12 protein-coding genes are annotated in these 12,688 nt (G+C 47.5%); 4 read left to right on the forward strand and 8 right to left on the reverse strand.

Annotated features, from left to right (window positions below):
- On the forward strand, nucleotides 1-675 hold a 675-nt coding region (locus GXO74_15710), incomplete at its 5' end, for an N-acetyltransferase (protein NOZ63097.1).
- A 77-nt stretch (nucleotides 676-752) separates the two neighbouring features.
- On the opposite strand, the gene GXO74_15715 is transcribed toward GXO74_15710, so the two are convergent.
- Nucleotides 753-926 carry a hypothetical protein gene (locus tag GXO74_15715; protein NOZ63098.1) on the reverse strand — a complete coding sequence of 58 codons (174 nt, stop codon included), beginning with the start codon at nucleotides 924-926 and terminating at the stop codon, nucleotides 753-755.
- A 37-nt stretch (nucleotides 927-963) separates the two neighbouring features.
- Here GXO74_15715 and GXO74_15720 point away from each other — a divergent pair, with 37 nt between their 5' ends.
- From GXO74_15720 to GXO74_15730, 3 genes are all read left to right on the forward strand, one after another.
- Nucleotides 964-1,356 (forward strand): hypothetical protein, encoded by a 393-nt coding sequence (locus tag GXO74_15720; GenBank protein ID NOZ63099.1) that lies wholly within the window; start codon nucleotides 964-966, stop codon nucleotides 1,354-1,356.
- Nucleotides 1,353-4,280, forward strand: a complete 2,928-nt coding sequence (locus tag GXO74_15725; GenBank protein NOZ63100.1) for a S8 family serine peptidase — start codon at nucleotides 1,353-1,355, stop codon at nucleotides 4,278-4,280. The genes GXO74_15720 and GXO74_15725 overlap by 4 nt, the downstream gene beginning before the upstream one ends.
- Before the next feature lie 79 nt (nucleotides 4,281-4,359).
- Nucleotides 4,360-4,953, forward strand: a complete 594-nt coding sequence (locus GXO74_15730) for a tetratricopeptide repeat protein (protein NOZ63101.1) — start codon at nucleotides 4,360-4,362, stop codon at nucleotides 4,951-4,953.
- A 70-nt stretch (nucleotides 4,954-5,023) separates the two neighbouring features.
- Here the strand turns inward: GXO74_15730 and rlmB are convergent, their stop codons facing one another.
- From rlmB to thpR, 7 genes are all read right to left on the reverse strand, one after another.
- Nucleotides 5,024-5,770, reverse strand: coding sequence for a 23S rRNA (guanosine(2251)-2'-O)-methyltransferase RlmB (gene rlmB / locus GXO74_15735; protein ID NOZ63102.1), 747 nt, complete (start codon nucleotides 5,768-5,770; stop codon nucleotides 5,024-5,026).
- 55 nt (nucleotides 5,771-5,825) lie between these two features.
- Nucleotides 5,826-6,626: a tyrosine protein phosphatase gene (locus GXO74_15740; protein ID NOZ63103.1), complete on the reverse strand. Its 801-nt coding sequence runs from the start codon at nucleotides 6,624-6,626 to the stop codon at nucleotides 5,826-5,828.
- Nucleotides 6,627-6,722: 96 nt separating this feature from the next.
- Nucleotides 6,723-7,466 carry a geranylgeranylglyceryl/heptaprenylglyceryl phosphate synthase gene (locus GXO74_15745; protein NOZ63104.1) on the reverse strand — a complete coding sequence of 248 codons (744 nt, stop codon included), beginning with the start codon at nucleotides 7,464-7,466 and terminating at the stop codon, nucleotides 6,723-6,725.
- Between the two features lie 4 nt (nucleotides 7,467-7,470).
- Nucleotides 7,471-10,104 carry an alanine--tRNA ligase gene (gene alaS / locus GXO74_15750; protein ID NOZ63105.1) on the reverse strand — a complete coding sequence of 878 codons (2,634 nt, stop codon included), beginning with the start codon at nucleotides 10,102-10,104 and terminating at the stop codon, nucleotides 7,471-7,473.
- A gap of 20 nt (nucleotides 10,105-10,124) precedes the next feature.
- Nucleotides 10,125-10,790, reverse strand: coding sequence for a hypothetical protein (locus GXO74_15755; protein ID NOZ63106.1), 666 nt, complete (start codon nucleotides 10,788-10,790; stop codon nucleotides 10,125-10,127).
- A 43-nt stretch (nucleotides 10,791-10,833) separates the two neighbouring features.
- Entirely contained in the window at nucleotides 10,834-11,868 is a 1,035-nt protein-coding gene (gene recA, locus GXO74_15760) for a recombinase RecA (GenBank protein ID NOZ63107.1), read from the reverse strand.
- Nucleotides 11,869-12,024: 156 nt separating this feature from the next.
- Nucleotides 12,025-12,591: an RNA 2',3'-cyclic phosphodiesterase gene (gene thpR / locus GXO74_15765; protein ID NOZ63108.1), complete on the reverse strand. Its 567-nt coding sequence runs from the start codon at nucleotides 12,589-12,591 to the stop codon at nucleotides 12,025-12,027.
- Between the last annotated feature and the right edge of the window lie 97 nt (nucleotides 12,592-12,688).

The raw sequence follows: 12,688 nt of genomic DNA on the forward strand, positions 1-12,688 counted from the left end.
CACACCCCGCCGTATTATCAGGGTTTCATTGAAAAATACGGTTTCACGAAAGCCATGGATCTCTGGGCCTGGTACATGGACGCCAACAACATGCCTTTTTCCAACCGCGTATTTCGGGCCGTTGATTATTTGAAAAAGCGCAGCCGATTTACCTTTCGGCCCATCAATAAAAAAGACTTCAAAAACGAAGTTGCCAAAGTCAAAATTATTTACAATAAAGCCTGGGAGAAGAACTGGGGCTTTGTGCCGCTAACGGATCACGAAATCGATCATATTGCCGAAGAATTGGTGCAAATCATCGATGAAGACCTGGTCTATTTTGCCGAGCTGGATGGCGAGCCGATCGGTTTTTCTCTGGCGTGTCCGGATATCAACCAGGCGCTGATAAAACTGAACGGACGGCTTTTTCCGTTCGGCATTTTTAAGCTGCTCTATCATGCGAGAAAAATCGATCGTCTTCGCGTGATCATTATGGGGGTGCTGCCGGAGTACCGGCATCTGGGAATCGACTCTATTTTTTACGTCGAGACTTACCGCCGCGCTCTGGAGAAAGGTTACCATTGGGGAGAGTTTTCCTGGATACTGGAAATCAACGACCCCATGAACACAGCGCTGAAAAATATCGGCGCGAAAATTTACAAGACGTATCGCATTTACGAGAAAAAAATCAAATAGGAATCTTTTCGTTTGTGCCATGTGCTATTTTGTTCTTTCTGCTTTATTTTTCAGAAAATGAAATGACACATGGCACTTTAGCGTAAAGCTGATATTGCGAAATTTCTGCGAACCGCTCCCCAAGCTGCCGCATCTAATTTTAAACCCAAAATAGCGAAATTTTCGATTCTTGGTTTTACAAATTTTTTGCTTTTTTTAAAAAAATCGTTTCCTTTTCGATTTTTTTGTGCTATATTTTGGTAGCAGTTCATAGTCCGTTTGCCCGAAACTCAAAAAAAGAGGTAAATCATGCCCGTCAGAATTTTGTTGTTTTCACTGATAATCGGCTTTGCTTTTTGGGGTTGTAAAGAAGAAGATCAGGAAGCCTACCAAAAAGTCTCGCCGGAATTGCGCGCTACGTTGATGAATCTCGAGAAAACCGACGAGCGAAAAAAACCGATCACCGTCGTTTTTCGCGTCAATGAAGATTTAACTGATTTGCACTATGATGTGCTCAAAAAGAAACAAATTAAAATCCTCGCCAATATCGGACCTATTTTCACAGCCAGCTTGCCCGCCGAACGAGTTGTCGATCTGGCGAAAATGAAATTCGTCGATCACATTCGGGCAGAGCGGACTTTCAAAGCCACGCCACGCGACTCCGGTAACTCAAACTTCAAAATCAAGGAGAAGCTCAAATGAAAATAAAACTATTCACAATTACCGTTATCGTTTTTTCGCTACTTTGTGCTTCACTTTTTGCAACTTCACTGAGCAAAGCAGACTTCAGAAAAATTGATCCTGCTTTAGCGTTGCTGATCGAACATCCGGAAACGCAGCCCTTGATCGCTAAGCTCTCGCTGGGGAAAAAGGCTCCCGATGCGCAATGGATAAATGTTTTAATAAAAACCACGCTGAGCCACGAAGAACTCAATCAAATGGGAATCCGCGTTTTCGCTCGTTTTGCCGACATTGTTTCCGCAGCAGTGCGAATAGAAAATTTGACCGAAATCATTCCCCATGCGGGAATTCAGTACATCCAACTCGCTAAAGTCGCGCAGGCAAAAAATGACGTCAGCGTTCCCGGCATTCACGCGCCGGAAGTCTGGAGTCAGTATTCCGCCAAAGGAAACGGCGTGCTGATCGGCATTGTCGACACCGGCATCGACTGGCAGCACGAAGATTTCCGCAACGGAGACGGCACTACGCGCATCAAAGCAATTCTTGATTTCAGCAATCCCGGCGACAAAAATGGTGATAATTTGCTGGACGGAACCGGACCGTTCGGAGGGACGCTATTCACAGAAAGCCAGATTAACGCCGCTTTGCAGGGAGGCAACGCCATCGAAACGGACGATGTTGTGGGCCACGGGACACATGTCGCCGGTTCCGCCGCCGGCAATGGCAGCGCCACCGGAAACGGAATTCCTGCAAAAACCTACGTCGGCGTTGCGCCGGAAGCCAGCCTGATCATTGTCAAAGCCACGCGCGACCAGGGAAGCCGTAATTTTGTGGAAACAGATTACATCAACGCCATCAAATTCATCGACAGTATGGCCACGGTTTACAACATGCCTTACGTCACAAATTTGAGTCTTGGCATTAGTTCAGGCCCTCACGATGGGCGTGATTTGTCCGAACAAGTCATCGATCAAATCACCGGTTCCGGAATCCGCGGCAAAGCGATTGTTGTATCAGCAGGAAACGATGGCGGCTCTGCCATTCATGCCAGCGGCACGTTTCCGACATCGTCCAGCTACACCAGACAGGAAATCTCATTTTACATTCCTCCCTATACGGCAAATAGCAGCAACTACGACGATTACGTGATTATTGAAGGCTGGTACGAACCAAGTTACAACTATCGGCTGAAAATCCAGACGCCGGGAAACAATATTTACGGCTGGGTTTCCTACAACAACGAAATGGGACAGGATACAGACGAAGGAGCGATTTATGTTTCCAATGCCCGCGGAGGTCCCAGCAATTTGAACGGCGACAAACAAATTCAAATTCAAGTTTATGATTTCAATAAGAACAAAACGCCTCAGCCGGGAGACTGGAAAATTATTCTTGAAGGCAAAGGCGGAAGATACGATTTTTGGGTCGCCGGATCGAGCATGAAAGCTGAATTTAAAAGTCAAATCGACAACACGATGATTGTCGGCACGCCGGGCACCGCATTCACTGCCATTACTGTGGGTTCCTACGTAACAAAATATCAGTGGGTCGATCTGGATAACCACTCCCTTTACATGCAAGGGCTCACGCTGGGAGAATCATCCGTTTTTTCCAGCCCGGGGCCTACGCGGGATGGCCGCATAAAGCCGGAAATTTGCGCACCGGGCGAACTCATTGCTGCGTCCTATTCTCACTTTGCGCCGCCAAGCAGTAGCTACTCCATGTTCAAAAGCGGCCAGTCAAATTATCCCAACGCCTACATCGCCCGCGACGGCAAGCATGCTTTGAGCCAAGGTACAAGCTTTGCCGCGCCTCATGTTGCAGGAACAGTGGCTCTCATGTTTCAACTGAATCCCACTCTCGACGCTTCTCAAATAAAAGATGCAATCGTCGCCGCCGCTTTCCGGGATCAATTTGTGCAAACCACGCCAAACGCCCAGTGGGGCTACGGAAAATTGCACGCGCTGCACGCCGTGCAGCAGGCGCAACAAATTTCTTCCGATCAAAATCTGCAATTATCTATTTTTCAAAATCCGGCGTTCACGCAGTACATCGATCTTTTTCTCATCAGCAAACAAGCGCTGGCGTCGACGCCGTCTGTGTCCGTCGCCGTCGCAAATCAGCAGCCGACAGCGATTGCCATGGCGCAACTACAGTCCACATTGTACAAAGGAGAATACGTTCTTTCCGGCGATGGCATTGCCACGGTCACAGTCACTGCGACAATTCAAGGACAGTCCTCCGAGACTTTTTACAAATATTTCTACATCAAATTGCTGAAAACCCTGACCGGGGGCGCTTTCGTCGCCGACAGGTTGAAAATTGACGTGCCGGCGCGGGCTCTTGTCAGCGATGAATATTTGACCGTGATGAAGGAAAACGCTGTAGAAAATCACGCGGATGTGGATCAGCTCACGCAAACCTACTTTGTCAATCCCGGTGAAATACAATTTTCAAAACCAATTACAATTTCATTTTCTTATGATGATCAAATCTTACAAGGTAAAGACGAAAATCATCTGACAATTTATCGCCTTGAATTAGGCGAACTGATGCCTCTGGAAACCAAAATTGATCTCAGGACTCGCGTCGTCAGCGCAACAGTCACTCGGAACGGCGCTTTTGCGCTTTTTTATGACAAAAATAACGTGGCCTGCCGGATACCGGAAAAACTTCGATTGTATCAAAATTTCCCCAATCCGTTCAATTCAACGACGACAATCCGCTACAGTTTGCCCGAAGCGGCTGTCGTAAAGGTGAAAGTTTTTGACATTCAGGGAAGACGGGTTGCCGATTTGCTCAATGAGCGGCAAGAGACCGGGTTCCATCAAATTTTATGGAACGGCGCCAATGAAAATAAAATGGCTGTTGCCAGCGGCGTTTATTTCATTCAGGTTTCCGCGGGTAAGGCGAGTCAAACACGAAAAGTTTTGTTAATTAAATGATTGTTAATTTGAATTTTTGGCAGTAAAATTTTTTCGGCTAAAAATAAACCAGGTAAATATTTTTACAGGAGATAGAAAAATGAAGATACCTTTTTTCCTCGTTATCGTCATTGCCATCGGACTGTTTTTTTCCTGCCAATCAGACGTGGGAACCGAGCCTTCCAACTACTCGCCGGAGAAGCTCACCGCCGACGGCTGGACTCAGTTCGAAAACGGCGAATACACGTTAGCGCTGAATAATTTCAAAGAAGCCATCCGCGCCAGCGACACTTACGTTGACGCCTACAACGGCGCCGGCTGGACCAACGCGCGTCAGCAGAACCTGTCCGACGCCGCCAGCTATTTTTCCCAATGCCTGAATCTGGACGCCAATTACAACGACGCGCTGGCGGGAAATTCGTTTTTAGCCCACGCCAGAAAGGACTACCAAACCGCGGTTCAGGACGGCAATAAAGTAGTCGCCAATGATCCCAACTGGGATTTTTCTCACGACGCCAATATCGACATTGTGGACGTTTACCTGGTGCTTGCGGAGAGCTATTTTGCCTTGCAGGATTTCACCAATAGCTTGTTGCAGGTGCAAAAAATTGATCCCACTTTTTCCGTTGACGTGAGCACGTATGAGGGAAAAGCGAAATTGGCGGACAAAATTGAAGCGCTGAGGAACGGGTAATTTTCCGGAACGCGGATGCACGCGAATCAAGTGGGTTCACACGGATTAAACAAAAGATCCGCGACAAGCGCTAAATCCGTGTGAATCCGTGTTCTATTTTTTTCCTCACCTCAGCAAAAATTATCCCGGCAGCAACAGACGCATTCAACGAATCCACCTTGCCGAACAAAGGAATGCGCACCAGAAAATCGCATTTTTCTCTGACCAGGCGGCGCAAGCCTTTGCCCTCGCTGCCAATGACCACGGCTAATGACGACGGAAATTTTGCCGCGTAAATTGTTTGCTCGGCGTCCTGATCCGCGCCGACGATCCAGATTCCTGCAGATTTGAGTTCGTCCATTGTGCGCGCTAAATTGGTCACGCGGACGATTGGCAAATGAGACGCGGCGCCGGCAGAGGTTTTCATCACTGTGGCGGATAGCCCGGCGGAGCGGTCTTTGGGAATAACGATGCCATGAAATCCGAGCGCTTCGGCGGAGCGAATGATGGCGCCCAGATTGTGGGGATCCTGAATTTCGTCAAGCAGCGCAATCAGGGGTTTTTCTTCCCGCTGTTCGGCAAGAGAAAAAATATCTTCTAATTCCGAATATTGAACATCAACGGTCAAAGCCACAAATCCCTGATGCCCGTCATGACCGACCAATTCGATCAATTTCTGCCGATCCACTTCGCGGACGGGAATTTTCGCCTGCCGCGCCTGCTGGATAATTTTCATGTCCGAAGGCGATTTCTTGCCGCGCAGCACAAAAATTTTGTTGAGCGGCTTTTTTGCCGCCAGCGCCTCGCGGATGGGATTTTTTCCGTAAACAATTTCCATCAGTTCAATGTTCGCAATTTATAATTCAACGTTGCCACTTCCTCAAGACTCGAAACTATTTTGCCCTCATCTCTTTCAGCCGGCGCAAAATTCCTTTTTTCACCTGCCGCGCGATGGGGATCGGCTCGTCGATTTCTATTTTTTCACCCAAAATCGCTTTTTCCGGATTTTCGATGAACAGCAAATTTGCCATTTTTTTGCCAAATTCTTCAGCAACCAATTCGTAACACTCGCGCAAAGTAACTGTTCGGCGATCAACTTTGTGACCATCGGAAGCAACGAAATGGACTGAATTGTGCTCTATCATTTGCATCGCAAATTCCTGAATCTCTTTGCCGAAGCGCCCACGCAGACTGCCTTCGTTCACCTGCATCAAATTCCCGCGCTGGATGTAATCATAAACAAAATCAGGCCGCTGCCGAAAACCAAAATTTCTTTCCGGGTGGGCAATAATAGGAATTTTCTCATCCGTAACAAACTCAAACAACTTCTCCGGTACAAAACGCGGAATGCTGTTCATGGGAAATTCGATGAGAAAATATTTTTTGTTATCATTGAATGTCGCAATGCGGTGTTCGAGAGAAGTGTCCGGCTGCGCCATAATTTCGCAGGCGAGAAAAATTTCTATTTTGATGCCCTGTTCTCGGACGCGTTTTTTTAATTCTTCGTAAATGTTGACAATTTTATTTTCTTCCCGAAAATGTGGTTCGCTCAAAATATGCGGCGTTGCCAGGATTTTCCTGATCCCCTCATTCGCTGCATTTTGCAACATTTTTAGTGACTGATCCCAGTTTTCCGCTCCGTCGTCAACGCCGGGCAAGATGTGAGAATGGAGGTCCACTAATGCACGTTTCATAATTCCAATCCTTTTTCAAAATCATTTTTCACAAACAGAAAGAAGACGGCACGATTGCAGGTTTGGAGAAATGGAGATCAGGGGCGTTGCTACCATTTATTTCAAATGAATCGCTTTCGCGAATTCAGCTATCATTCCGTTTCGCCGATTTCCTTCCAAAACATTTCCTGTTACAATAAATGACGCGCCGGCGGCGACTTTTTGCCGGGCAACGTCTGGGGATTTAATGCCGCCGCCGACAATCAACGGCGACTGACATACTTTTGCCACGCCGGAAATCATCTCATCCGGCACGGGCATGCGCGCGCCGCTGCCGGCTTCGAGATAGAGTAATTTCATGCCCAAAAATTCCGCCGCCAGACTGTGAGCGATGGCGATCTGCGTTTTATCGCGCGGAATGGGTTTAGTGTTGCTCATAAATTCCGCTGACGTCGAGATGCCGGATTCAATTAGCATGTAGCCCGTAGCAATCGTCTCCAGTCCCGTGGCTTTGATGACCGGCGCCGACATGACGTGCCTGCCGATGAGAAAATCCGGATTCCTGCCGCTGATGAGCGACATGAACAAAATCGCATCCGCGCGGGGAGAAACCTGTTGCACGCCGCCGGGGAAAATCACCACCGGCAGCGTCACGTTTTCTTTCAATTCATCAATTAATTTATCGAAAAATGGCATGGAAAGCAAACTTCCGCCGACAAAAATCACATCGGCGCCTTCAGTTTCTGCCTCTTTTGCCAGCGAAATGCTTTCCCCGGCAGATTGTTTGTCCGGATCGATGAGAATAATGTACCCGGCACCGCGCTGTTCTTTTATCGCCAGCAGCTTCTCCCACGTGGTCATGCGGCTATCCCTTTTCAACCTGGTCGCGTACAATTTTCTCCACTTCAGCCAGCGCATCGTTGAGCTTATCGACGTGTTTCGCGCCAGCCAATGCCATGTGAGGCCTGCCGCCGCCGCTGCCCCCGGCAATGGAAGCGACTTTTTTCACAATGTCTCCGGCCTTTAGATTTTTATTTTTAATCAAATCGTCAGTGATCACGCACAAAAAATTCACTTTATCATTCACCACAGCGCCGAGCACGCCAACGCCGGTTTTCATTTTCGAGCGCAAGACGTCGCCCATTTGTTTTAATTCATCCACTGAACTCGGACGGACAGAGTTGACAACCAGCTTGAAGCCATCGACCTGCTTCGCATTCTCCACCCAGTTGTCGATTGACTGCGTCGACGATTGCATGCGAGATTTTTGTAACTCTTTTTCCAGTTGCTTCTTCTCTTCGAGCACTGCCGAGATTTTTCCTGTCAATTCATTTTCCGGCGCGTTGAGCAAATCGGACATTTCTCGAAGAATTTCGCGCTCCTTGACCATTTGCAAATAAGCCTCTTCGCCGGTCACCGCCTCGATTCTGCGAATGCCCGCTGCTACGCTGGACTCGGAAACAATTCTGAACGAGCCGATTTGTCCGGTGTTCGTTACGTGGGTGCCGCCGCAGAGTTCCATGCTGAAATCATCGATTTTGACTACGCGCACCTGATCGCCGTATTTCTCGCCGAACAAGGCAGTAGCGCCCATTTTTTTCGCTTCATCAAATGATTTGTGAAACACTTCCACAGACATATTTTCCAGAATTTTATCATTGACTATTTTCTCGATAACGCTCAACTGCTCCTGTGAAATGCGCTCGAAATGCGTCAAATCAAATCGCAGTCTGAAAGGCGTCACCAGCGAGCCGGACTGATTCACATGATTTCCGAGCACCTTGCGCAGTGCCGCTTGCAGCAAATGCGTCGCCGTGTGATTTCGCGCCGTGCTCATTCGTTGATTCCGTTTCACCTTGGCAAGCACAATCGGATTTTTTACGGAATCAGGAAATTCCCCTTTGGCGATGTGAACAATTTTATCGCCTTGCTTCACAGTGTTTTCCACAGCAAGCACAAAACCATCGCCCTGAATTTCGCCGACATCTCCGACCTGGCCGCCTGATTCGGCATAAAACGGCGTTTTGTCCAAAACCAAATAGACGTAATTCATTTCCTGTTTGAACAGACGAATGTTAGCGTCGCTTTCCAATTTCTTGTAACCGACGAACTCAGAATCTTTGCCATCGCCGAGTTTTGTCCAGTCGTCCCAATTCACGTCCAGACCATAATCCCATTTCCCGGCTTTTCGGGCGCGCTCGCGCTGTTTTTCCATTTCCCGCTCGAACCCGGCTTCGTCGATGGTCATATTTTTTTCTTCCGCCATCAGCCGCGTCAAGTCCAGGGGGAAACCAAACGTATCATACAAGCGAAAGGCGTCCTCTCCGGAAATTTGTTTCACGTCTTTTTTATTGTATTCCGCGACTAATTTTTCAAACAAATCAATGCCCCGATCCAAAGTGTGGCCGAAGGATTCTTCTTCCGACTTGATGACCATGGAAATGTATTGGTGTTTTTCTTTAATTTCCGGAAAAGCATCGCCCATGATATCCACCACCGTCGGAACCAGACGGTAAATGACCGGCTCACGCAAATCAAGCGTTCTCGCGTAACGAGCCGCACGCCGCAAAATTCTCCGCAGCACGTAGCCGCGCCCCTCGTTAGACGGCAGAGCGCCGTCGCCAATGGCGAAAGTCAACGCGCGAACGTGATCCGCAATGACGCGGTGCGCCATGCCGTCACTTCCGTCGTGGTAGGCTTTGCCGGAAAATTCAGCAATCTTTTCGATGATGGGCGTGAATAAATCCGTGTCATAATTCGAACGCACCTTCTGCATAACAGCCACAATACGCTCGAATCCCATTCCGGTATCGACATGCTTGGAAGGAAGTTCAACCAACGAGCCGTCGTTTTCCCGATTGTACTGGATGAACACCAAATTCCACAATTCGATGTAACGAGCGCAGCCGCCATTTACAGCGCACACATGACCTTCGACGTGCTTTTTATCGCAGGCGTCGGGCCCCAGATCAATGTGAATTTCCGAGCAAGGGCCGCAAGGGCCGACTTCTCCCATTTCCCAGAAATTGTCCTTTTCATCATATCGGGCAATGTGCGTCGGATCAATGTCCGTCACCTGCCGCCACAATTTTTCGGCTTCATCGTCTTCACGAAAAACCGTGGCGTAGAGTTTATCCTTCGGTAATTTCCAGACCTCCGTCAACAACTCCCACGCCCAGCCAATGGCTTCCTTTTTATAATAATCGCCAAACGACCAGTTGCCCAGCATTTCGAAAAAAGTGTGGTGGTAAGTGTCCTTTCCCACTTCTTCGAGATCGTTGTGTTTGCCGCTGACGCGAATACATTTTTGCGTATTTGCCGCGCGTTTGTAATCGCGTTTTTCAATGCCCAGAAAAATATTTTTGAATTGATTCATGCCGGCGTTGGTAAAAAGCAGCGTCGGGTCTTCAAAGGGAACAACCGACGAGCTCGGTACGAATTTATGACCATTATTTTTAAAAAAATCAATAAACGATTGTCTGATTTCTTTCGATGTCATTACTTCACCTTATTAACTGTTTACGTTTCAGAAATTTCCTCATCTATTTCCTGCCAGTGTTCCAGCACATAAGAGACAACGTCCCAACTGAAACCCCGGCGCGCTAAAAAATCACTCACTTTCTTTTTCGCTTTTGCTTCTTCAAGACTTTTAAATTGACGCTTCTTTTTATTTGCCAGTTGCAACGCTACCTGAAATTCGTCTTTTTCCCGATAAATTTCAGCAATTGTTTTTTCAATTAATTCTTCGGCGATGCCTTTTTGTTTGAGCTCTCTTTTGAGCAAAAATTTGCCCATGGGTTTTGTCGCCATTTTTGTCCGGGCAAAAAGCCGGGCAAACTTTTTATCATCAATCAAACCCAATCGTTGCAAATCACTCATCACCAGCTCAACAATTTTTTCTTCGTAGCCGACGTCGAGCAATCGGCGGCGCATTTCGTATTCGCTACGGTCGCGATGGGACAAAATTTTTATGGCGCGATCAAACGCCTTTTTCTTTTCTTCGGCGAAAATAATTTTTTCAATTTGCTCATCATCTAAAACATCCCCCTTTTTTAAACCAAATTTAAAAACCACATCCTGATGCAAACCAAAGCCAAATTCTCCGTCCAAAAAAATCGAACAGCGGTTTTTGCGCTTTTTCTGGACAACGATCTGAGTGACTGTTCTTTCTTTGCTCTCGGCCATGGTTCAAATTCGATTTTCAGGCTAATTTTTCAAGCAATTGAAATTACTTTTCTTCTTCTTTCGGCTGAGACTTTTCATCTTCTTCCACAGGAATAATTCCCAGCGCCTTGCGGACCTTTACCTCAATATCCTGAAAAATATCCGGATTTTCCTGCAAAAATCGCTTCACATTTTCCCTGCCCTGTCCCAGGCGCTCATTTCCGTAGGAATACCAGGTGCCGCTTTTTTCAATAATATCGTGTTCCACGGCAACATCGACGACATCGCCTTCTTTGGAAATGCCTGTGCCGTACATGATGTCAAACTCCGCCGTGCGGAACGGAGGGGCCACTTTGTTTTTGACGACCTTGACTCGGGTGCGATTTCCGATCACATTTTCGCGATCTTTGATAGCGGCAATGCGTCGTATGTCGATGCGAACAGAGGCGTAAAATTTCAGCGCGCGACCGCCGGTCGTGGTTTCCGGATTGCCGAACATCACGCCAATTTTTTCTCTGATCTGATTGATAAATACGACACAGGTGTTTGATTTGCTGATGGCGCCGGACAATTTCCGCATCGCCTGCGACATGAGACGCGCCTGCAAACCCATCTGCGCGTCACCCATTTCGCCCTCGATTTCCGCGCGCGGTACTAACGCCGCCACAGAATCGACGACCACAACGTCCAGGGCGCCGCTGCGAACGAGCGTCTCACCGATTTCCAATGCCTGTTCTCCGGTGTCAGGCTGGGAAATGAGCAAATTATCCGTGTCCACGCCCAGATTTTTGGCGTAATGCGCGTCGAGCGCATGCTCGGCGTCGATGAACGCGGCCATGCCGCCGGTTTTCTGCGCTTCTGCGATCACGTGCAGCGCCAGCGTCGTTTTGCCGGATGATTCCGGACCAAAAATTTCCACGATTCTGCCGCGCGGAATTCCGCCGATACCCAGCGCGGCGTCCAGAGAAATCGAACCGGTAGAAATCGTATCGATAGTGTCAAAGGCGCGATTGTCTCCAAGCCGCATCACAGAGCCTTTGCCGAATTGTTTGTCTATCTGAGAAATCGCCAGATCAAGCGCTCTCTTTTTTTCTGACAAATCGTCTGCCATAATTTTTCTCCAATAAATTTATTGTTGGATTTTTTAAGCCTCAAAAACGCAAAGGCTCAAAGCTTTTTTATTTTTTAATTATTTTGCCCCTTAACGGTCTTGCATTATTTTCAAATCATTGCATTGACGCTATTATTGAAGCCGCTATCCGAGCTTAATTTCTTTCAAAATCGTGTAAATCGGCCCGGCGCCGGTCAGTTGACTTTTGATCAAAAATATCGATTTTGCCGTGAATTCACCGGCGGAAAAATCTTTGTTTTCTAATATTCGCTTCTTCACTAAATCGATGCTGCGGCTGTCTTTCACTCTGCCGATGGTCAGATGCGCCGAGTATTTACGCTTCTCTTTTTCAAATCCTAAGTGCGAGACCTGTTTATCGATCTGCGACGCAAGCGCTGCCAATTTTTCGCCGCCTTCGTCCACACCAATCCAGAACACGCGCGCCCGGTCAAAGTTGGGGAAAGCGCCGATTCCTTTCACTCGAATCCGAAACGGCTCCTTTCCCTGAACAGCCGTCTTTAATTTTTCTCCGATTTCATCAATTAGCTTCTCTTCGGTGTCTCCCAAAAATTTCAGCGTCAAATGCATATTTTCAGCCCTGACCCAGGCGACTTTGCCGCCATTTTTTTTCAATTCAGTCTGAAAAGAAGCTATTTGATTTCGGATTTCCTGCGGAATTTCCACCGCGATAAAAGTTCGAATCTTCCCCATTTTCTCGGGCTCAACATCAATTTATCATTTTGAGAAATTGTAACTAAAAATATAAGACAATCCGCTAAAATTAGCAAGGAAATTTTTAATCTTTCAC

Source organism: Calditrichota bacterium (assembly GCA_013152715.1).
In the GTDB taxonomy this organism is placed as follows: domain Bacteria; phylum Zhuqueibacterota; class Zhuqueibacteria; order Thermofontimicrobiales; family Thermofontimicrobiaceae; genus 4484-87.